Raw genomic sequence first — 20,645 nt, 5'->3', positions numbered from 1 at the left:
AATTCGCCTAGCGGATGCCCGGCGTCCGCGGATCGTTGCCCAGGCAGCCCAGGATGACGCAGCCGGGCGGCGAATCGGCGAACGGCGCCTTCGGAGTCTCGCCGAGGCAGTCCAGGAAATTGCAGCCGGGGTAAGAGTACGGGCCGACACCCAGGGTGCCGAAGAAGGCGTCAGGACGCGAGATCATCGGATCGGTGACGCTGACGTCGGGCCGTTCCCGGTACGGGCCGGGGTCGGGAATGCTCTGGTCACGGAAGGCCGAGACCAGTGTGCGCATCACATTGTGGGTGTAGTCCGAGGAAGCGCCGGGCATTGCGACACCGGTCCAGCTCAGGACGAGACCGAGGCTGGGCACGATGTAGCTGTCGTTGCGCAGCATCCCCGACATCTTCACCGCGTCGTCGGGCAGGCCGGGGAACTCGAGTCGGCACGGCTCGCCGTTGATCACGAAGAGAAATCCGTAGCATGGCATGCTCGCCGAGGGGGACAGCGCCGCACGCATGTAGTCGTCGGAGATCACCTGGTGCTCGTTCCAGCGACCGCGATTGCCCACGAGCAGGCCGAGTTTCGCGAAATCGTCCGGCGGCAGGATCAGATGCGCGTGGCCGTAGGTGTTTCCAGCGCGGTCGCGGGCCCAGTAGTAGTCGGTGCGGGCGATCCCCAACGGGTCGAACAGTTTTCGCTGCGCGAAGGCCTGGAAATCCTCGCCGATCGCTTGCTGCACCACATAGACCAGCAGGTCGACGGCGCGCTGGCTGTAGCGGAACATGGTGCCCTGCGGGCGTTCGATCGGCATGGCCAGCGCCTGGGCGACGACATTGGGATCGAGCTGCGCCAGCCCGGTCGCGCCCTCGGCGACCACGGCCACCTCCATGCCGGATGATTCGGTGAGCAGATTGCGCACGGTGATCTCGCGATGCGCGGCGTCGCCGAGACCCTCGGGCAAGTAGTCGCCGATCGGCGCGTCGATCGCGAGGAGGCCTTCGTCGACGGCCGTCCCGGCGACGAGCGCGACGACGCTCTTGGTCCCGCTCCACAGATTCCACGCGACGCCACCGGATTGCTCGTTGCGCGGGCCCGTCGCGATCAGGCAGTTGTTGCGGTAGAGCTGGATGTTGAACCGGGTGTCATCGGTGGCCAGATCCATCGCCGCGGCGACCAACGCCGGATCGAGGGCGACCTCGGCCGGGCTCGCGGTCCGTGGCGTGCGGCCGGAACTGGGCGCACACTGCGCCGCAGTGATCGGTTCGGCCTGTGCCGAGGCGGGGAGCAGGGCTCCCGAGGTGAGTGCCAGCACGGTAACTGCCGCTGCCACAACATGTTTCAGATACCCGCGCACACAACCCTCCCAAGTGATGACTCCGGGGGGAATCGCGAGCGGTCACGTTCTTGTTACCGCTCATTCGTAGGAGCGGCAGATCTCGATCGCCTCGTCCTTGGCGCCGTTGAACACATCGATCACGCCGTTGAGCTCGTCGGTGGGCGCGCGGCGGTCAAGGGTGTCGGCCAGGGTGTTGGTGTTGTCGCGGTAGGCGCGCAGGGGTGCGGCGACCTCGACGACCACGTCCTCGGTGATCTTGCGGTCGAGGTCCTTGGCGTTGTTGCGCAGCGTGGTGACGGCCTCGTTCGCCTTGTCATCGGTGTCGGGGGCGCGGTTGTTGCTGGCCTCGATGTAGGCATTGAAGGAGGTCACCGAGCTCTTGTTGGCCGCGCGCAGCCCGTCGCAGGCGGCGACATTGGCCCGCTCGATCTTCGCGGCCCGCGCCGCGGCGACCTCGGAGGTGTAGGCGGCGAGATCGGTCTGATTGGCCTCGGCGGTTCCCTGCACATTGTTGGTGCAGCCGCTGAGCAGGATCGCCCCCGTCGCGGTGACCGCGAGCGCGGTGCCGAGCCTCACTCGTTCCAGGACTCGCATGTTCCCTCTCCTCCCTCAAGGACCGCCGGTCACCGAGATGCGCCGATGCCGAACATATCGACCGTACTGGCTCGGTGCGGGTGGCGTCAGCTCGCGATGACGATTTCGATGACCAACCGAGACGTGCGCCGGGGTCGCCCAGACCCCGGCGCACCCCCTGATCAGCCTTGGTCGAGCATGCCGCGCATCGTGGTGATCTCGGCCTCCTGATCGGCGATGATCGTCGTCGCCAGCTGGCGCGATTCAGGGTTGGTGCCCTCCGCCAGCTCGGTTTCGGCCATGTCGACCGCGCCCTCGTGATGGTCGATCATCATCTCCAGCCACTGCCGGTCGAAGTCGGCGCCGGTGGCCGATTCCAGCGCGCTCATCTGCTCGTCGGTCATCATCCCCGGCATCGCGTGGCCCTCGTGGCCCTCGCTCGCGGTCGGCGCCGGCTTGCCGAAGCTGGTCAACAGCTCGGTGATCTGGGCCATCTCCGGGGCCTGGGCCTGCTCCACCTGCGCGGCCAGCTCGATGAGCTGCGCGTTGTCCGTGCGGCTCGGTACCAGTTGCGCCATCTCGACCGCCTGCGCGTGATGCGGGTACATCATCTGCAGGAAGGTGACGTCGGCGTCGTTGAAATCGGTGCGGGCGGCGGCCGTCGCGCTGGTCGAGGTGGCTGTCGTGACGTGCTCACCGGTGTGCGTGGACTCGGAGCTGTCGTCGCTACACCCCGCGGCGAACAGGGCGGCGGCTGCGGCGAAGGCGACGGTGGTGCTGCGGGTACGGCTGATGGACATGGTGATCCTCCTGGGGATTCGGTGTGGGTTGCTGGCAGAGGGGGCCGTGATGGCCGGTCTGTCAGATCCGCAGGATCGCCAGTTGGGAGAGCGTGAGAACGGTCCACGGGGGTGGTCGTCGGCGTCGGCCGCGCGAGATCGTCGACACCGATCGCGCCTCGGCGGAACCATCACCGAGGCGGTAGAGCCGGACCAGACTCAACGCGATGGCGAGTGCGGCGAGGATGAAGACGCAGGCGTGTACAGCGGTGTGCTCGGAGCAGCTGGGGGCGCCACAGCCGGTGCCCGCGGCGTGGGCGTCGCCCGACTCGCGCGTGACGACGACTTCCTCGGCACCGAGCGAGTGCCCCCCGGCAGTGTGGGTAACCGGTTGTTCGTTGGAAGGTCGCGCGGCTGTCTGGATCTCGGCGACGTGCGCGGCCGGTCGCGGTTCGGCACTGTGCGCGGCCAGTTGCCCCTCGGGCACGCGGGTGATCGGCGGTTCCGGGAGTGGGTGTGCGGTCGATCCGGTCTCGGAGGCGTGGGCGGCGTGCGCGGAGACCGGGGCGAAGACCGCCGAGTGCATGGCGACGATTCCGGCCAGCAGTGTCAGCACGGCGAGGGCCCTGGCGATGCCGAGGGCCCGCGGATGCGGAGGCTGGTCGATCACGGCGGCCAGTCTAACCAGCGCGATCGTTCGGCGCTAATACCCGGACACGGTAGGGGTAGAGCTACTGGGTGGCGATGTCGACGACCAGGCGCGGCGGGTCGGCCAGCGCGCTGACGGCGAACGGAGGCCGGTCGGCCTCGACGCCGATGAACGACTGGGTGACGCCCTCGTAGATCAGCGACTCGTACACCCCGGTGATGCCGGGCGCGCCGGGATCGGTCACCGGATCGGGTCCGGCATACGGCGGGACGGTCGAGTCGAACGGGTAGGCCGAGCCGAGGATGCGCACTTCGAGGATCGACCGGCCCGCCACCTCAACGGCGCGGCCACTGCCGTCCTGCGCGGCACTGTCGGTGTAGGCGACCTGCCACCCGGGTGACCCGGTACCGCCGAGCTCGAAGACCACCCGGTCGACGCCGGGCTGGCTGCCGATCCTGATGTCGGTGACCGTGAGCGCGGCGCCCGCGTCGGCCGGACCGGACTTCGGGCCCGCATCGGTGGGCGCGTCACCGGGGGCTTCGACGAACGTGCTGGTGGTGCTCGTCGCCGTCGACTGCGACGCGGTCGGCACATCGTCGGTCCCGCAGCCGGGCAGTAGCAGCGCCGCGGCGGCGATCAACACGAACAATGGGGCGTTGCGCATGGGGCCGATGGTACGCAGGGGGAGGGGGCTGATCGGTGGAGGAAGGCCGGGCGTGTTCGGCTACGGCAAGTTTGCTGGAAACTGATTCGGGGTGGGCTCGGTGTATACGGCGGGCTGATCGGTGGCCTGTGGCGGTCGGTGGGGCTCCGGTCGGGTGGACGACGTGCCTGCCGCCGGTCGACGGCGGGATACCTGGCCGGGGCGTAGCTGCCCCGAAACACTGGGGAACAAGGGGATTCGTGAGGTCGCGCCGCCCGGCTCCATCTGCAAGGGTGTCGCAAATCGATGGAAGCTGTTCGTGCTCACCGAAATACATGGTATGACACCGCACTGTGAGCAAGACCACCGACGGATATCAGGGTCGGATGTGACGGTGGGGCAACGATCTAGCACACTTGTCGGGTGGACAGTGTCGAGGACGTATTGACCCGGCTGCGCCGGTATCCGGATGTGGAGGCGCCGAACCTCTATGCCGTCGACGCGGCCGATCGATTGATCCTCGACACCGCCGCCGACGCGCTGGCGGCGGTGGGTAGCGGCGAAGTTGCGGTGATCGGTGATGCCTACGGTGCGCTCACCATCGGCGCGGCCACTCGTCACGACCTCACCGGCCTGCGGGTGCACCAGGACCTGATCACCGGCGAACTCGCGCTCGCGGGCAATGCCAAGAACCTCGGGCTCAGCGACCGCTACAGCAGCCACGCCCTCGACGCCGATCTGCTCACCGGCGCGCGCCTGGTCCTGATGCGCCTGCCCAAGATGCTGTCGGGCCTGGCCGAGACGGCCGAGGCCATCGCCCGCCACGCCGCCGAGGATGTGGTGGTGTTCGCGGGTGGGCGCGACAAGTACCTCACTCAGGCCATGAACGGCGTGCTCGCCGAATCGTTCGCCCGGGTGCGAGCGGGGCGGGGCAGGCAGAAGTCGCGGGTACTCGTCGTCGACGGGCCGCTGCCGGTCGGCGAGTCCCACTTCCCGGTGCGCGAGCACCTCATCGAGATCAACGGCGACGTCGTCGCTTACGGCGCCACGTTCTCCGGTCCGCGCCTCGACATCGGTACCCGTTTCCTGCTCGAACACCTGGACCGGATGAAGCCCGACGCCCGCGAGGCCATCGATCTGGGCTGCGGCACCGGCATCCTCGCGGTGGCGCTGGCCAAATCACGCCCGCACATCCGGGTGGTCGGCACCGATCAGTCCGCGGCGGCAGTCGCCTCGGCCAGGGCCACCGCGGCGGCCAACGACGTCGCCGACCGGGTGACGGTGGTGCGCGACGACGCGATGTCCTCGGCCGCGGACAACAGCGCCGACCTGGTGCTGTGCAATCCGCCGTTCCATGTCGGCGCAGCCGTGCACACCGGTTCGGCGATCAAGATGTTCGCCGAGACCGGCCGCGTGCTGCGGCCCGGCGGTGAGCTGTGGACGGTCTACAACTCGCACCTGAACTATCGCGGGGTGGTCGAACGGATGGTGGGGCACACCGACGTCATCGGAAGGAACCAGAAGTTCACGGTGACGCGGTCCGTTCGTGGTCTGCGCGACGTACAACGATAGAGACGTACATCGAGGGAGCGGCTCGAACACGGTAGAGTCCGATTTGTCCGAACGGGCGGTGATGCGGTCAGTGACCGGGTCGCCGGGAACTATGTCCGATCGCGGCGCGTTGGACAGGGCAGTTGGAGCTGTACAGCGACAAACCACTCCAAGAAAGGCGCACGGTGCGTACCTCATCGAATCCGGTGTTCAAGAACTTGCCTCGCCAAGAGGGAGTCGGCGGTTACGCGAACTTCGGTTCGGGCACCGCCGGCGCGGTCCAGTTGGGCAAGCAGCAGCAGTACGGCGAATACGGGCAGCAGTACGGCCAGCCGTACCAGCAGGGCCCCGCCACCCGCACGATGACCATCGACGACGTGGTCACCAAGACCGGCATCACCCTCGCGGTGCTGACCGTCGCGGCGATCGCCTCCTACGCGCTGTCCACGGCGAACCCCTCGCTGGCACCGCTGTTCGTCATCGGCGGCGGCATCATCGGCTTGGTGCTGGTCCTCGTCGCGACCTTCGGCAACAAGATGGACAACCCGGCCATCGTCCTGTCCTACGCGGCGTTCGAGGGCCTGTTCCTCGGCGCGCTGTCGCTGATGTTCACCGATGTCACCTTCGGCGGAGTGGGCGGAAGCGCCCTGATCGGCCAGGCGGTGCTCGGCACCTTCGGCGTGTTCTTCGGCATGCTCGTGGTCTACAAGACCGGTGCCATCCGCGTGACCCCGCGCTTCACCCGAATGTTGATCGGCGCCATGGTCGGTGTGCTGGTGCTGATGGTCGGCAACCTGGTGGCGAGCTTCTTCACCGACGGCGGCTTCGGCCTGCGTGACGGTGGCCCGCTGGCGATCGTGTTCAGCCTGGTCTGTATCGCCATCGCCGCGTTCAGCTTCCTGCTGGACTTCGACGCCGCCGATCAGCTGATCCGCGCCCAGGCTCCCGAGAAGGCCGCCTGGGGCGTGGCCCTCGGCCTGACCATCACCCTGGTCTGGCTCTACATCGAGATCCTGCGCCTGCTGACCTACTTCCAGCGCGATTGACAGGTAAGTAGCAACACGAAAGCGGCTCCCCACCTGAGGTGGGGAGCCGCTTCGCTATTACAGCCGCTCGATGACGAGGGCCATGCCCTGGCCGCCGCCGACGCACATGGTCTCCACGCCGAACTGCTTATCGTAGGTGGTGAGGTTGTTCAGCAGCGTGGCGGTGATGCGGGCACCGGTCATACCGAACGGGTGGCCCAGCGCGATCGCGCCACCGGAGACGTTGAGCTTGTCCTCGTCGATCTTCAGCTCACGCGCCGAACCGAGCACCTGCACCGCGAAGGCCTCGTTGATCTCGAACAGGTCGATGTCGGAGACCGACTTGCCCGCCAGGGCGAGGGCCTTCTTGACCGCTTCGATCGGGCCCAGGCCCATGATCTCGGGCGACAGGCCCGAGACACCGGTGGACACGATGCGGGCCAGCGGGGTCAGGCCCAGTTCCTTGGCCTTGGTGTCGCTCATGATGACCAGCGCGGCCGCGCCGTCGTTGAGCGCGCAGCAGTTGCCCGCGGTGACGGTGCCATCGGGACGGAAGACCGGCTTGAGCTGGCTGACCGCCTCGTAGGTGACGCCGGCGCGCGGGCCGTCGTCCTTGCTGATCACGGTGCCGTCGGGCAGGGTGACCGGCGAGATCTCCCGTTCGAAGAAGCCGGCCTTGATGGCCTCCTCCGCGCGGTTCTGCGAGCGCACGCCCCAGTGGTCCTGGTCCTCGCGGCTGATGCCGGTCAGCGAGGCGACGTTCTCGGCGGTCTGGCCCATCGCGATGTAGGCGTCGGGCAGCAGGCCGTCCTGACGCGGGTCGTGCCAGACGCCCGCGCCGCCCTCGGCGGCCTTGGCGGTGCGGGCGACGGCCTCGTCGAACAGGGTGTTCCTGGTGTCGGGCGAGCTGTCGGCCGAACCACGGGCGTAGCGCGAGACGGTCTCCACGCCGGCGGAGATGAACACATCGCCCTCGCCTGCCTTGATGGCGTGGAAGGCCATCCGGGTGGTCTGCAGCGAGGACGCACAGTAGCGCTGGACGGTGGTGCCGGGGACGACGTCGAGGCCCAGCTCGATGGCGACGATGCGGCCCATCCCGAAGCCACCCTCACCGGCGGGGGAGCCGGTGCCGAGGATGATGTCGTCGATCTGCGTCGGGTCGAGCGCGGGCACCTTGGCCAGCGCGGCCCGCACCATCTGCGCGGTCAGGTCGTCCGGACGCATTCCCGCGAGTGAACCCTTGACGGCACGACCGATGGGGGAACGGGCGGTGGAGACGATGACGGCCTCTGGCATGAGGACTCCTTTTCAGATGGCTGGCGTGAACGGCTGTTTACAAGCCGGTCTTTCGTGAATCTACGTCTCGCTGTGCGCGATCGGAAGGGCAGGGCGGGTGCGCACCGCATCGACCAGGACGGGGAGCAGCTGTGCCGCGGCCAGTTCGTACCCCGCGGCGGAGGGGTGGAAGCCGTCGGTGGCGAACAGGATCTCCGGTGCGGCCTTGAACTCGGAGGCGACCAGTGGTGAACCCATCGGGACCGCGATCCCACCGGCCATCCTGATGGCCACCGTCTGTGCCTTGGCCAGGCGCACACTCCAGTTCGCCACCACCGTGCGCAGCGGCTGCGGGATCGCGATGACGGTGCCCAGGTTCGGGCAGGTGCCGACCACCACCAGCGCGTCGGCCTCGCGCAACCGCGCCACGGCCATGGCCAGCCTGTGGGCCGAGGCCCGGATCGAGTGCTTCTTGGTGATGTCGTTGGCGCCGACCAGGATGACCGCCGCGTCGGGCGCGGGGCCCGCCACGAACATCGCGTCGACCTGCCCGGCCAAGCCCTTGGAGGTGGCGCCCGAGATCGCCTTGGTGCTGAGCCGGATGCGCTGCCCGGTGGCCTCGGCGAGCCCGCGGGCCAGCCGTACTCCCGGCACATCGGCCGCGCTGAGGCAGCCGAGCCCGGCCGCGGTGGAATCGCCGAAGACCATCAGATGCAGATCGACGGGCGTGCCCTTGCGCCACGGCTCGGGCAGCGTCGCGCCGGGCGCGTACACCCCGTCGGCCTCCGGCGGCTTGGACGTGTCGCGGCCGATGACCGCGCGGGCGGCCCCGGCCTGGGTCATCAGCAGGCGATAGGTGGCCCAGGAAACGGTGCCCGCGCCGGACCCGGCGAGCACGGTGGTGGCTCCCGTGACGACCGCGGTCCGCCAGCTGATTCGAGGTGCGCTCACAGTGGAAAATTCTACGACGTGGCCCGCCGGGGACGGTGCCACTGCTCACAGGATCCGACCAGGTCGAGCCCCCGAGCTATGGTTCTGCAACGATGGGGAGTATGCGCATTGCGGATCACGTTGTCGACCTCATCGGTAACACCCCCCTGGTTCGGCTGAACTCGGTGGTCGGCCCGGGAGCGGGTCTGGTGGCCGCCAAGATCGAATACCTCAATCCGGGCGGCAGCTCCAAGGACCGGATCGCGGTCAAGATGATCGAGGCGGCCGAGGAGGACGGGCTGCTGAAGCCTGGCGGCACCATCGTGGAGCCCACGTCCGGCAATACCGGTGTCGGTCTGGCACTGGTCGCCCAGCAGCGCGGGTACAAGTGCGTGTTCGTCTGCCCGGACAAGGTCAGCGAGGACAAGCGCAACGTGCTGCGTGCCTACGGCGCCGAGGTCGTGGTCTGCCCGACCGCCGTGCCGCCGGAGCACCCCGACAGCTATTACAACGTCTCCGATCGCCTGGTCCGCGAGATCGAAGGTGCCTGGAAGCCCAACCAGTACTCGAACCCGGGCGGCCCGGAGAGTCACTACGAGACCACCGGCCCCGAGATCTGGCGCGACACCGAAGGCAAGATCACCCACTTCGTCGCGGGCGTCGGCACCGGCGGCACCATCAGCGGCACCGGCCGCTACCTCAAGGAGGTCTCCGGCGGCAAGGTCAAGATCGTCGGCGCCGATCCCGAGGGCTCGGTCTACTCCGGCGGTACCGGCCGCCCCTATCTGGTCGAGGGCGTCGGCGAGGACTTCTGGCCCACCGCCTACGACCCGTCCATCCCCGATGAGATCATCGCCGTCTCCGATGCCGACTCCTTCGAGATGACCCGGCGCCTGGCCCGCGAGGAGGGCCTGCTGGTCGGCGGTTCCTGCGGCATGGCCGTGGTCGCCGCGATCGAGGTGGCCCGTCGCGATCCCGACGCCGTCGTGGTCGTGCTGCTGCCCGACGGTGGCCGCGGCTACCTGTCGAAGATCTTCAACGACAAGTGGATGAGCTCCTACGGCTTCCTCACCACGCCGCTCGAGGCGGGCCCCGAACCCCTGGTCGGCGATGTCCTGCGCGGCAAGTCCGGCGCCCTGCCCGACCTGGTCCACACCCACCCCTCGGAAACCCTGCGCGACGCCATCGAGATCCTGCGTGAATACGGCGTCTCCCAGATGCCCGTCGTCGGCGCCGAACCCCCCGTCATGGCGGGCGAGGTCGCGGGCAGCGTCACCGAACGCGACCTGCTCTCGGCCGTCTTCGAAGGCCGAGCCCAGCTCACCGACTCCGTCGCCCAGCACATGAGCCCGTCGTTCCCCCTGATCGGTTCGGGCGAACCCCTCTCCAGCGCCACCAAGGCCCTCTCCGACTCCGACGCCCTCATGGTCGTCGAAGACGGCAAGCCCGTCGGCGTCATCACCCGCCACGACCTCCTGGGCTTCTTGAGCACCGGCTCCATCTGACACGTCCGACCATCGGCGCGACGGCTGGGACGACGAGTTCGGCCCCGTGTCCGAAGAGGACATAAGGTATGCCGCAGCGGCATTCGACGAGCTCGACGGAGCGGCGGGCGAACGGCGCGAGATCGCATGACGCTGCCGATCGTGCTCGATTCGGACGGGCTGTCGGCATTGTGTGAGCCCAAGCCTGCCGCACGGTTGCGGGCGCTGCTCGCCGAGGTATTGGTCCCGGCTGTGGTGTGGGCGCGAGCGACGAAGGCGGGACAGCCGACTTCTGTAGGTCGAGGCGCGCGAAGGCCGGACCTCGGTGGGGCCTGGCTTGAATTGAATCGAGTCGGCAATGAACGATAGGTGGAGATGGCCCGCCGAACATCTTTCCAAAAATAACTATTCGGAGTGAATATCTAATAGTAGATAATCATTCTTTCGAGCTCTTGAATTGATGATTTCGACACGAAACAATGGCAGGCGGGCTATATTTTTCGAACACCATTAATTGCGGTTCGACAACCCATCGTACCGTTGCTCGACATTTCCTGGAGACACCCATGAGATCGAACTCGTCCCTCCTTCGCGCCGGCCTTCTCGCGCCGGCGGCCGTTGCCACCGTCTTCTGTCTGGCCGCACCGGCGGCGCACGCCAACCCCATCAGCGTGAACTGGAACTGCCGGGGCACCATCCTCGGCATCGGTCAAACCTCCAACATGACCACCTCGGTCACCGGTACCGCGCCGGGCTCGGCGGCGTCGGGTTCCGCGGTGGCCATCACCGTCACGCCGGGTGCCTCGTCGGTTCCCGGTTCGGCGTCCGGCTTCACCGTGAACAACATCAGCAACCTGAAGATGACCATTCCGACTCCGGCGAATTCGACCTTGGTCTCGGCGACCGTCTCCGGAGGCACCGTGGCGGGCACTGTCGCCACGTCGGGCGGGAATGTCGTCCTGACCGTGCCGGGTCCCATCGCAGGCGGCACCAGCTTCACCCCACCGGCGGTGACCATCAACGTCACCGCCGGCGCCGCCGGGACGCCGATCACCAGTAAGTACGCGGGGACCAGCTACGCCAGTCCCGGCATGACGATGACGACCAACGTGGCGTTCATCGGCAATGTCGCGACCGCGTGCTACCCGAACCCCTCGCCCACCCTCACCACCACCTCGGTCACCTGAGCCGGCGGACCGGCACCCCGGGGTGATCCCGGGGTTCACTCCGGCAGCCTGCGGTGGCCCTGCCTGGACCGGGTTGTGCAAGCAACCCGGTCCAGGCCCTGCCCGGGCCTTTCGACCCCGATAACCATTGGCCCACTTACGGTTTGGCGAAGTGGGCACTTCGACCGAATTGCGCGATGCACGGCGTCGCGTCGGCCGTGGTGTCGTACAGTGCATGTCCGACACCACCGCGCCAGGAGCGGTGTCGGCTTCCGTGATGTTCGCCAGCGACCGTTCGGGCCGGCGATCCGAGCGGTTGTCCGTTTCCAGTGATCGAGGGGAACGCCTGTGCGCCCTAGACCAACCGAACCCGCCCGGATCTCGGTCGAGCTCAAAAGGGCCCTGGAGTTCTATCACGAAACCGTCGAGGATCTGACCCGTGAACTGATCAGAGTGCTCGGTGTGAACGAGACCGATCGGCGTGCGCTGGAGATCGTCCTGCTCGAGGACGAGAAGGGTACGACGCCGGGCCTACTGGCCGAACGGCTCGGCCTCACCTCCGCCGGCGTCACGATCATGCTCAACCGGCTGGAGAAGCAGGGCTACATCGCGCGCTCGCTGCACCCGACCGACCGTCGTCGCGTGATTGTGATGGCCACCGAACTCGCGGCTCGCCGAGTACAGGAACTCGTCGTACCCATGATCGTCGACAGCTACAAGATGTTGCTGAAATATTACGACCCCGCCGAACTCGAGACAATCGCAGACTTTCTGACCCGCGCGGGCGAACTGCAGCGAATTCACCGACAACGGCTGCGCGATGTGGACCCCTTCTCGAGGACCTGAAAATGATGTGGAGTGCGGCCGTCGGAGCGGATCAGGTGAACCGCACTTCACGCACGTCCAGTCCCGGTATTCGATCGAAGTGGCGGGTATTGGCGGTGGCTATTCGCCAGCCGATACTCATCGCGGTCGCGGCGATGAGAACATCGTGTGCGCCGATCTCCTGGCCTCGATTGGTTAGGTCGGCCCATACCCCTGCGTGAATTCGCGCCGCGAGGAGATCGAAGGGCTGCGGCGGAAACGCGGCAATCGCCATCTCGACGAAAGCTTCACGTCGGGAGCGTAATTCGGGCTTCGCGCGGTGGACGCCGTGCAGGAGCTCTGATGCTGTCACCGCTGACATCGCTACGTCTTCGTCGAAACCGACTTGAGCTCCGAGCTCGTTGGCGATCTTGTCCAAGGTCGACGCACCGCCTCGTGTGTACGCGCGTTCGAGGTCGATGAAGACAGATGTGTCGATCAGTGTGCCCACGGGTCCTCCGGCATCGGGCCTACTGTGTCACGCACAGCTTCCAGATCGTCGCCGAATTCGGGGTCAGGTGTCGCCGCGGAGGTGAGCAGCCGCAGCGCTTCGTTCATCGAGCGGCCCCGTCGGCGACCCGTCTCCGGGTATTCGTCGGGGTGGACGATGACAAAAGCGGGCCGGTCATGGTTCACCACGACGACCCGCTCATGCCGATCCACCGCTTCCTTCGCCCGGCGTGGAAGCCGCGTCTCTTCTGCCCTGATCGTGGTCATAGCAGAAGGCTACCTTAAACTGTACAGAACCGTACAGTTTCTACTCAATCTTCAGTACTGCGGCTGAGCTGCCGTTGCGATGGGCAGACGGCAGCTCAGCCGGGGATCTGTGAATGAGCATCGGGTGTAGTGCCACCCACTGGTCCGGGTGGACGTGGGCGACGACCGTGTCGTTGGCGATGCCCACCGACATCAGGGCCTTGTCCACGCCTTGGTAGCGAGTGTGGAGGGAGGCGCGGACGGTGCCGCCGATTCCGGAGAAGCCGGTGCGAACCAGGTCGACGTACGAGTCACGGTGTTGCACCAAGGGTTTTGGGCGACGGGTGATGCGGAGGATCGCGGAGTCGACCGAGGGGATCGGGCGGAAGCTGGTGCGGGGGACCGATCCCCGGAGTTCCCAGGTGAACCAGGGCCAGGTTGTCGCGGTGAGCAGGCTCCAGCGGCCGTAGTCGCCGGTGCGTTTGCGGGCGTACTCGCGTTGGGTGAGCAGGGTTGCGGAGGTCAGGTTCGGGGCGGTCAGGCACCAGTCGACGATCCCGGCCGTGACGGAGTAGGGGATGTTGCCCACCACGGCGAAAGGCGTTCGCGGTGCCTTGGCCTTGGTGAAATCGCCCCGGACCACTCGGATTCGGTTGTCGGCGCGGGTTCGCGCCGTGAGCCGGGTGGCCAGGAGCGGGTCGATCTCGTAGGCGGTGACCTGGGTTCCGTGCTCGGCCAGTGCGCAGGTCAGGACGCCCTCGCCCGCACCGGGTTCCAGAATTGTTCCAGTGGGTTCGGCGACCGCCAGCATGGCGTCGACGACGGCAGGGTCCACCAGGAAGTTCTGTGAGAGTGTCCGTCTGGTTCGGTCGCGTGGGGTGCGTCCACCGGTTTTGCCGGTGATCTTGCGTTGGGTGTGTGCATGGTTTCGGTAGGCGAAATCTCGCGCCACAGCAATAGCCCTCTCGGGTCCTCGAGTCGAATGAGTCTCGAAGGGCCCTGGGCGCGCCGGTGGACGCCGGGGGAAGTGTCCGCGTCCGCTAGCGGGCCAGAGCCCGGGCGTGGCGGAGACGAACGAACACGTGGCACGACATGCGGACCACCGTAGGAACCGGGTGCTCCGGCCGCAACCGAATTACGGCCGGGGTATCGGGTCAGCGAGTCGAGCGCTGGCCGGCTCCCTGGACCGCAGCGACGGCTGAGGCCGCCGCGGCGAGCCCGCCGCCGACGACGGTGATGGGTGTCGTTGTCATGGTGAAACGTCCGCGGAGACTGCCCCCGCCGTTGATCGCGGGGCGGGTTCGGTGGAAGCCCGGTCGAGCCGGGCGGCGACCAGCTCCGCGGTGGCCCGCAGATATCGATCGGTGTCGATGCCGGCCGGATGACCGCCGTCGAAGATGTCGCGCATCATCCAGAAATGGGCCAGCGCGCCGACCAGCACCGCGGCGGCGGCGTCCCAATCCTCTTCTCGCGCTCGGTCACCGGCGAGCTCGACCAGCCCGCGGGTGACTGTCGACAGCACCACCGCGTACTCCCGCTGCCGGAACACCTCCAGCATCGGCGCGGGGATCGAATTGTCGCGCAACAGGATCCGGGTGACATCGCGATCATGGTCCAGCCGGGCCAGGCCGATCCGGCCCAGCGTGAGGAGCTTGTCGACAGTGCTGCCGGTGGGGGAGAGCGTCGCCAGCATGTCGACGATGGAGAAGCCGGGCGTGAGGAACCGCTCCCAGTCACCGCGATCCTCCAGCCTGGCCGCGACCGCCTGGACGAGCAACTCGTCTTTGGACTTGAAGTGCCGATACAGCGCGCCCGAACCGCCCGAGAGCCCGGCGGCCTGCTCGATCTGGGCGACGGAGGTCTTGGCGAAGCCCCGCTCGCCGAACAGGCGCAACGCCTCGGTCATGATCCGGTCCCGCGATGTGGTCGCCATGGCACCTCCGAGGTAAGTAACTGCTTACTGACGATGACTCGAGTGCTCCGCGAGCGCAAGATCCCCTCGCTGACCGGACACAAAGCAACGTTCTAGCTACACAGTGATTCAGTTCCGATATCTCGGGTAGATACTCGGAGCAGGCGCTTCGGCAAATCGGCCGCGGCGGCCGGGAAGAGCGAAAGGAAGTGCTGTGGATACCTCCGTCGTTGCGATCGATTTCCAGCAGGGCTTGACTGACGCGTGGAGTTCGGTTGCGCAATTCATTCCCAAGGCGGCTGCCTTCGTCGCCATTCTGATCGTCGGCTGGATCATCGCGAAAATCGTCGCGAAGATCGTCAACGCGGTGCTCGAGCGCGTCGGCTTCGATCGGCTCGTCGAACGTGGGCAGATCCGGAAAATGATGTCCCGCAGTAAGTATGACGCCTCGGATCTGCTGGCCAAGATCGCCTACTACGCGATTCTGCTGATCGCGTTGCAGATCGGTTTCGGGGTGTTCGGGCCCAACCCGGTCAGCGACCTGCTCACCGGCATCGTGGCCTGGCTGCCCAAGGCGGCGGTGGCGATCGTGATCGTGGTGATCGCGGGGGCCATCGCCCACGCGGTGAGCGAGATGATCAGCAATGTGCTCGGCGGGCTGTCCTACGGGACGATGCTCGGCCGGATCGCCGCGGTGTTCATCTGGGGCATCGGCATCATCGCCGCGCTGAACCAGATCGGTGTCGCGACCGCAGTGACCACGCCGATCCTGATCGCGGTGCTGGCCACCATCGGCGGCATCCTGGTGGTCGGTGTCGGCGGCGGTCTGGTGCGGCCGATGGAGCAGCGCTGGAACACCTGGCTGGGCAACCTGGAAGCGGAGATGCCCGCGATGAAGGGGCACGCCGATGCCTATCAGCGCGGGCGTGAGGACGCCGCGCGGTCCGGGGAGAGCGTCACCCCCGGCGCCTACACCGAGCAGGCGCAGCAGTGGGCGACTCCGGGATCGAGTGGCGAAACCGGTCGCTGACCCACCGGGTATCGGCGTCTCGTCACCGTGGGTGGCGGGGCGCCGATGGTGCGTTCAGGCGGGATCGGCGTACTGGCAGACCGCAGCGAGGCGGAGTTGCAGCCAGTCGGCCTCGTGCCAGATCTGCGGCGCACCGGCCAGGAATCCGTCGGCGCCTTCGGCGAAGTGATCGAGTAATCCGCGCACGTATCCGGCGAGCAGAATGCTGAGCGGAATGCGCGCGGAATCTTCGACCCCGAATTCGAGAATGTCGCGCACCGCGGCGGCATGCTGATCCAGCTGGGCCGACAGGGCGGGCAGTATGGCGGCGGCCGTTGCGGCCGGTTCGCCGAATTCGGTGTTCAGTTGCTGGAGTTGTCGACGTGCCGATGACTCGAGCAACGCGGGGCCGGGCGCAAACATCACAAGATGGTAGCAATTTCATGGCGAACCGGGAAAGATAGTGGGTTCTCTCACAGTGGCCTGGTGGTCGGGTGACCACCATGCTCTGGTCGTGGTCGCACTCGGCCGATTCTCGCCTGACAACGTGGTGATCAATCGTCCAGTGGCGCGGGGTGCGGCAGGGCGGGATCGTGAAGTTGTGCGAAGTGGTGTGCCGATGGATTCTGAGCGGGTATAACTCAACTCGAGAGAACTTTCGGCAAACCAGCTCGGCGAGCGAAAGGATCCGCTGTGCACGTCACCGACCCGGCCGTCCAGCTGCTCGGCATGAACCCGATCTTCGCAGCTGTCGTGGGGTACGCGGCACAAGCGGGAGTTGTGTCCGCGCTGCGCCGGTCGGCCTACGCGCCCCTGCTCGGTCGCCTTACCGCCGCCCTCATCTGGGGTTGCGGGGGAGTGGCCAGCCTGACGGTCGTCGGCATCTCGACAGCGATCACCGTGCCGCTCGCGCTGACGGTGCTCACCGTGGTCGTCGCCATGCTGGCCCTGGCCTTCGTGAGCGGCCTGATCCGGCCGGCGCCGGTGACCGCCCCGCTACCGGCCGGAACCTGACCTACCGGAACGCGTTGGCGTCGGTGAGCGCCTTGCCGAGCACCAGTTGGTGCACCTCGGCCGTGCCCTCGTAGGTGAGCACCGACTCCAGATTGTTGGCGTGCCGCAGCACCGGATAGTCCAGCGAGATCCCGTTGGCGCCCAGGATGGTTCGGCACTCGCGCGCGATCGCGATGGCCTCGCGGGTGCTGTTGAGCTTGCCCGCGCTGATCTGCTCGCCGGTGATCTCGTGCCGATCCTTCAACCGGCCGAGGTGCAGGGCCAGCAGCTGGCCCTTGCCCAGCTCCAACGCCATGTCGGCGAGCTTGGCCTGGGTGAGCTGGTAGCCCGCGAGCGGCCTGTCGAACACCTCGCGGGTGCGGGCGTAGTCGATGGCCGCGGTCAGGCAGTCCCGTGCCGCGCCGAGGGCGCCGAAGACGATGCCGAAGCGCGCCTCGCTCAGGCAGGCCAGCGGTGAGCTCAGGCCGCGGGATTCGGGCAGCACCGCGTCGGCGGGTAGACGGACATCGTCGAAATCGAGTGCGGCGGTGAGTGACGCGCGCAGCGAGAGCTTGCGGTGGATCTCGCGGGTGGTGAAACCGGGCGTGTCCGCCGGGACCAGGAACCCGCGCACCCGCGGCTTCTCGTCGCCGAACTCCTCGGCGTAGGCCCACACCACGGCGACATCGGCTACCGAACCGCTGGTGATCCACATCTTGGACCCGTTGAGGATCCAGTCCTCGCCGTCGCGGCGCGCACGGGTGCGCATGCCGCCGGGGTTGGAGCCGAAGTCGGGTTCGGTGAGGCCGAAGCAGCCGATCAGCTCACCGGCCGCCATCGCGGGCAGATACCGCTGCTTCTGTTCCTCGGAGCCGAAGAAATGGATGGCCGTCATGGCCAGCGAGCCCTGCACCGACACCATGCTGCGGACGCCGGAATCGACCGCCTCGAGCTCCTGGCAGGCCAAGCCGTAGGCGGTCGCCGACGCGCCCGCGCAGCCGTAGCCCTCGAGATGCATTCCCAGCAGGCCGAGCTTGCCCAGCTCCGGCGCGATCTCGCGCGCCGGGAACGTGCCCTCTTCGAACCAGTCGGCGATGTGCGGTCGCAGCCTGCGCTCGCCGAAGCGGGCCACCGTGTCGCGGATTTCGCGCTCCTCGGACGACAGCAACGGATCGATCGCGAACAACTCTTCGACTGTCACCATGGCGCCAGCCTAACCGCAGCCCCGCGCCCGAATCCGACACTTCGCACATGCCCAATACCCCTGCGCGACGGGTCGAAACCGGCCAACTAGTCTGGGCCCATGAGTGAGCTGGGATTCTCGACCAGGGCCGTGCATGCCGGATACGAACCCGATCCTCAGACCGGTGCGGTCAACGTGCCCATCTACGCGAGCTCCACCTTCGCCCAAGATGGCGTCGGCGGGATGCGCGGCGGCTACGAGTACGCGCGCACCGGCAATCCGACCCGTACGGCGCTGGAAGCCAACCTGGCGGCCCTCGAATCGGGCAGCTACGGGCGCGCGTTCGCCTCGGGCATGGCGGCCACCGATTGCGCGCTGCGCGCCTGCCTGCGTCCCGGTGACCACATCGTCATCCCCGACGACGCCTACGGCGGTACCTTCCGCCTCATCGACAAGGTCTTCAGCCAGTGGGGCATCGAGCACTCGCCCGCCCACATCGCCGACCTCGACGCGGTGCGCGCGGCCATCCGTCCCGACACCAAGCTGGTGTGGGTCGAGACCCCGACCAACCCGCTGCTGAGCATCGGTGACATTCCGGCGCTGGCCGACATCGCGCACGCCGCGGGCGCCAAGCTGGTCGTCGACAACACCTTCGCCACCCCGTATCTGCAGCAGCCGCTGCTGCTCGGCGCCGACATCGTGCTGCACTCGACCACCAAGTACCTCGGCGGCCACTCCGATGTCGTCGGCGGCGCGCTGATCACCAACGACGCCGACCTCGACAAGGACTTCGCCTTCCTGCAGAACGGCGCGGGCGCGGTACCCGGCCCGTTCGACGCCTTCCTCACGATGCGCGGCATCAAGACCCTGGCGGTACGGATGGACAAGCACTGCGACAACGCCGAGGTGATCGCGGGCTTCCTGAGCAACCACCCCGCCATCTCCCAGGTCATCTACCCCGGCCTGCCCACCCATCCCGGCTACGAGGTCGCGCAGAAGCAGATGCGCCGTAGCGGCGGGATGATCTCGGTGCGGCTGGCCGGCGGCCGGGATGCGGCGCTGAAGTTCTGCTCGCGCACCGAGATCTTCACCCTCGCCGAATCGCTGGGCGGCATCGAGTCGCTGATCGAGCACCCGGGTGCGATGACCCACGCGAGCACCGAGGGTTCGGCCCTGGAAGTACCCGCCGACCTGGTCCGCCTCTCGGTGGGTATCGAGGACATCAGCGATCTGCTCGCCGATGTCGAGCAGGCGCTGAGCTGAGTCGGGGCCCCGCACATGACGAAGCGGCCGCATCCGGATTCCGGATGCGGCCGCTTGCGTTCGGGTTCGTTACGGTCGGGCTCGACGAGCCCGTGTTCAGCTGTGGTACGGCTCCGCGCTGACCAGGGTCACCTTCATGGTGTTGCCGTTGGGCAGCGTGTACTCGCGGGTCTCGCCCACCTTGGCGTCGATCAGCGCGCCGCCCAGCGGGGAGTTCGGCGAGTAGGTCTCCAGGTCGGCGGCGCCGAGGCCCTCTTCGCGGGTCGCGATCAGGAAGGTCTCGGTATCACCCTCGTCGCCGTCGTAGTAGACCGTGACGACCGAACCGGGAAGGGCGACACCGGATTTGGTGGGGGCGACGCCGACCTTGGCGTTGTTCAGCAGTTCCTGCAGCTGGCGGATGCGCGCCTCCTGCTGGCCCTGCTCCTCACGCGCGGCGTGGTAGCCGCCGTTCTCCTTGAGGTCGCCCTCTTCGCGACGCTCGTTGATCTCGGCGGCAATGACCGGACGATTGGCAATGAGCGAGTCCAGCTCGCCCTTGAGCCTGTCGTGCGACTCCTGGGTAAGCCAGGTCACATTCTCGGTCATCTCGATCACTCCCTAGTAGTTGTTCCCGGCGCACCGGGATTCCCTGAAACCAGCGCGGTACCCTCCGAAGGGAGGGCATGCACCAGCCCGACGGCTGGAGCGATCCTGGGGGTGAACCCGTAACCCGGAAACAGCATCGCTGGCCGCCAATGCAGCAAACACGGCTCCGAGCCCCGGAACCGTGTATCAGGCCATTTTAGCATGTCTCACAAAGATGCAGGTCAGGCTAGGCGGAGCGGCTACGGGAGACGGAGGTAGCCCGGGACTTCCTCGGTGCAGCCGTAGATGTCGCCGGCCGAGGGGCGCGCCGAGGACTTGATGGTGGTGCTCACCTGGACGCTGCCGTGCGCGGAGCCGGGGATCAGGACTTCGCGCCTGCCGACCTCGGCGCCGTCACGGTCCATCGCCCGCACGAAGCAGACCACATCGCGCTCGGGTTCGGCACGGGTGACCTTGATCCGCACGTCGATCGTGGCGTCGTCGACGACCACATAGCCGAGCTGCTCGGTCTCGATCGCCTTTGGCCCGTATTTCTGCCAGCCGAGAAAGGCCACTCCGAATCCGGCGATCACCACGCCCACGCCGAGCAGAACGGCGATCCACACGCGGCGCGCGGGAGGTTTCGTGCCGTAGCGTTCGGCGTGTCGGGCAGCGGCGGCGGCCGAGGTCGCCGCGGAGTCCGGTGCGGGCTCGGTCATGGGTTCTCGCTCCCGGGGGTGGTCGGAACAAACAGGGGGTCGG

General features: G+C 67.4%; 22 protein-coding genes and 1 pseudogene. 8 read left to right on the top strand and 15 right to left on the bottom strand.

Annotated features, from left to right (window positions below):
• Positions 1 to 7: 7 nt before the first annotated feature.
• From BOX37_RS26475 to BOX37_RS26455, 5 genes are all read right to left on the bottom strand, one after another.
• Positions 8 to 1,315 (bottom strand): serine hydrolase domain-containing protein, encoded by a 1,308-nt coding sequence (locus BOX37_RS26475; RefSeq protein WP_071930006.1) that lies wholly within the window; start codon positions 1,313 to 1,315, stop codon positions 8 to 10.
• A gap of 84 nt (positions 1,316 to 1,399) precedes the next feature.
• Positions 1,400 to 1,915, bottom strand: coding sequence for a hypothetical protein (locus BOX37_RS26470; protein ID WP_071930005.1), 516 nt, complete (start codon positions 1,913 to 1,915; stop codon positions 1,400 to 1,402).
• 161 nt (positions 1,916 to 2,076) lie between these two features.
• Positions 2,077 to 2,694, bottom strand: coding sequence for a DUF305 domain-containing protein (locus BOX37_RS26465; protein WP_084760130.1), 618 nt, complete (start codon positions 2,692 to 2,694; stop codon positions 2,077 to 2,079).
• 61 nt (positions 2,695 to 2,755) lie between these two features.
• On the bottom strand, positions 2,756 to 3,343 hold the full coding sequence (locus BOX37_RS26460; protein ID WP_071930004.1) for a hypothetical protein: 588 nt from the start codon (positions 3,341 to 3,343) through the stop codon (positions 2,756 to 2,758).
• Positions 3,344 to 3,404: 61 nt separating this feature from the next.
• A complete protein-coding gene (locus tag BOX37_RS26455) occupies positions 3,405 to 3,986 on the bottom strand; it encodes an AMIN-like domain-containing (lipo)protein (protein WP_071930003.1) in 582 nt (193 codons plus the stop codon).
• A 402-nt stretch (positions 3,987 to 4,388) separates the two neighbouring features.
• Here BOX37_RS26455 and BOX37_RS26450 point away from each other — a divergent pair, with 402 nt between their 5' ends.
• Both BOX37_RS26450 and BOX37_RS26445 read left to right on the top strand, forming a co-directional pair.
• Entirely contained in the window at positions 4,389 to 5,537 is a 1,149-nt protein-coding gene (locus BOX37_RS26450) for a class I SAM-dependent methyltransferase (RefSeq protein ID WP_071930002.1), read from the top strand.
• Between the two features lie 164 nt (positions 5,538 to 5,701).
• Complete coding sequence (locus tag BOX37_RS26445; RefSeq protein WP_071931900.1) at positions 5,702 to 6,562, top strand: Bax inhibitor-1/YccA family protein; 861 nt, start codon at positions 5,702 to 5,704, stop codon at positions 6,560 to 6,562.
• A gap of 57 nt (positions 6,563 to 6,619) precedes the next feature.
• Here the strand turns inward: BOX37_RS26445 and BOX37_RS26440 are convergent, their stop codons facing one another.
• Together BOX37_RS26440 and BOX37_RS26435 are read right to left on the bottom strand one after the other, a co-directional pair.
• Positions 6,620 to 7,837: an acetyl-CoA C-acetyltransferase gene (locus BOX37_RS26440; RefSeq protein ID WP_071930001.1), complete on the bottom strand. Its 1,218-nt coding sequence runs from the start codon at positions 7,835 to 7,837 to the stop codon at positions 6,620 to 6,622.
• Positions 7,838 to 7,897: 60 nt separating this feature from the next.
• Entirely contained in the window at positions 7,898 to 8,767 is an 870-nt protein-coding gene (locus BOX37_RS26435; RefSeq protein ID WP_071930000.1) for an SGNH/GDSL hydrolase family protein, read from the bottom strand.
• Positions 8,768 to 8,868: 101 nt separating this feature from the next.
• Between BOX37_RS26435 and BOX37_RS26430 the strand changes: the two genes are divergently transcribed.
• From BOX37_RS26430 to BOX37_RS26420, 3 genes are all read left to right on the top strand, one after another.
• Positions 8,869 to 10,251: a cystathionine beta-synthase gene (locus BOX37_RS26430; protein ID WP_071929999.1), complete on the top strand. Its 1,383-nt coding sequence runs from the start codon at positions 8,869 to 8,871 to the stop codon at positions 10,249 to 10,251.
• Between the two features lie 545 nt (positions 10,252 to 10,796).
• Positions 10,797 to 11,417 (top strand): hypothetical protein, encoded by a 621-nt coding sequence (locus BOX37_RS35555; RefSeq protein ID WP_240505054.1) that lies wholly within the window; start codon positions 10,797 to 10,799, stop codon positions 11,415 to 11,417.
• Positions 11,418 to 11,744: 327 nt separating this feature from the next.
• The gene (locus BOX37_RS26420; protein ID WP_071929998.1) at positions 11,745 to 12,242 is read left to right on the top strand and encodes a MarR family winged helix-turn-helix transcriptional regulator; all 498 of its coding nucleotides are present in this window, start codon (positions 11,745 to 11,747) and stop codon (positions 12,240 to 12,242) included.
• Positions 12,243 to 12,273: 31 nt separating this feature from the next.
• Here the strand turns inward: BOX37_RS26420 and BOX37_RS26415 are convergent, their stop codons facing one another.
• The 4 genes and pseudogenes from BOX37_RS26415 to BOX37_RS26400 all read right to left on the bottom strand — a co-directional run bounded on the left by BOX37_RS26415 (position 12,274) and on the right by BOX37_RS26400 (position 14,889).
• Complete coding sequence (locus BOX37_RS26415; RefSeq protein WP_071929997.1) at positions 12,274 to 12,711, bottom strand: type II toxin-antitoxin system VapC family toxin; 438 nt, start codon at positions 12,709 to 12,711, stop codon at positions 12,274 to 12,276.
• A complete protein-coding gene (locus tag BOX37_RS26410; protein WP_071929996.1) occupies positions 12,699 to 12,977 on the bottom strand; it encodes a hypothetical protein in 279 nt (92 codons plus the stop codon). The genes BOX37_RS26415 and BOX37_RS26410 overlap by 13 nt, the downstream gene beginning before the upstream one ends.
• 115 nt (positions 12,978 to 13,092) lie before the next feature.
• Positions 13,093 to 13,860 (bottom strand): annotated as a pseudogene (gene erm, locus BOX37_RS26405) (23S ribosomal RNA methyltransferase Erm); the annotation flags it as partial.
• Between the two features lie 345 nt (positions 13,861 to 14,205).
• Positions 14,206 to 14,889, bottom strand: coding sequence for a TetR/AcrR family transcriptional regulator (locus tag BOX37_RS26400; RefSeq protein ID WP_071929995.1), 684 nt, complete (start codon positions 14,887 to 14,889; stop codon positions 14,206 to 14,208).
• A 193-nt stretch (positions 14,890 to 15,082) separates the two neighbouring features.
• Between BOX37_RS26400 and BOX37_RS26395 the strand changes: the two genes are divergently transcribed.
• Positions 15,083 to 15,898 carry a mechanosensitive ion channel family protein gene (locus BOX37_RS26395; RefSeq protein ID WP_071929994.1) on the top strand — a complete coding sequence of 272 codons (816 nt, stop codon included), beginning with the start codon at positions 15,083 to 15,085 and terminating at the stop codon, positions 15,896 to 15,898.
• Between the two features lie 54 nt (positions 15,899 to 15,952).
• Here BOX37_RS26395 and BOX37_RS26390 read toward each other — a convergent pair whose 3' ends face one another.
• On the bottom strand, positions 15,953 to 16,300 hold the full coding sequence (locus BOX37_RS26390; protein ID WP_071929993.1) for a DUF6401 family natural product biosynthesis protein: 348 nt from the start codon (positions 16,298 to 16,300) through the stop codon (positions 15,953 to 15,955).
• Between the two features lie 270 nt (positions 16,301 to 16,570).
• On the opposite strand from BOX37_RS26390, the gene BOX37_RS26385 reads away from it, so the two are divergent.
• A complete protein-coding gene (locus tag BOX37_RS26385) occupies positions 16,571 to 16,891 on the top strand; it encodes a hypothetical protein (protein WP_071929992.1) in 321 nt (106 codons plus the stop codon).
• Position 16,892: 1 nt separating this feature from the next.
• Here BOX37_RS26385 and BOX37_RS26380 read toward each other — a convergent pair whose 3' ends face one another.
• Positions 16,893 to 18,074 carry an acyl-CoA dehydrogenase family protein gene (locus BOX37_RS26380; RefSeq protein ID WP_071929991.1) on the bottom strand — a complete coding sequence of 394 codons (1,182 nt, stop codon included), beginning with the start codon at positions 18,072 to 18,074 and terminating at the stop codon, positions 16,893 to 16,895.
• 99 nt (positions 18,075 to 18,173) lie between these two features.
• Between BOX37_RS26380 and BOX37_RS26375 the strand changes: the two genes are divergently transcribed.
• Entirely contained in the window at positions 18,174 to 19,316 is a 1,143-nt protein-coding gene (locus BOX37_RS26375; RefSeq protein ID WP_071929990.1) for a cystathionine gamma-synthase, read from the top strand.
• Between the two features lie 96 nt (positions 19,317 to 19,412).
• Here the strand turns inward: BOX37_RS26375 and greA are convergent, their stop codons facing one another.
• Together greA and BOX37_RS26365 are read right to left on the bottom strand one after the other, a co-directional pair.
• Positions 19,413 to 19,904, bottom strand: a complete 492-nt coding sequence (gene greA / locus BOX37_RS26370) for a transcription elongation factor GreA (protein WP_071929989.1) — start codon at positions 19,902 to 19,904, stop codon at positions 19,413 to 19,415.
• Positions 19,905 to 20,143: 239 nt separating this feature from the next.
• The gene (locus BOX37_RS26365; protein WP_071929988.1) at positions 20,144 to 20,602 is read right to left on the bottom strand and encodes a DUF4307 domain-containing protein; all 459 of its coding nucleotides are present in this window, start codon (positions 20,600 to 20,602) and stop codon (positions 20,144 to 20,146) included.
• Positions 20,603 to 20,645: the final 43 nt, after the last annotated feature.

It is taken from the genome of Nocardia mangyaensis (assembly GCF_001886715.1).
GTDB lineage: Bacteria > Actinomycetota > Actinomycetes > Mycobacteriales > Mycobacteriaceae > Nocardia > Nocardia mangyaensis.
Note: the sequence above shows the minus strand (reverse complement) of the source record. Positions and strands in the feature narration are given on the sequence as shown.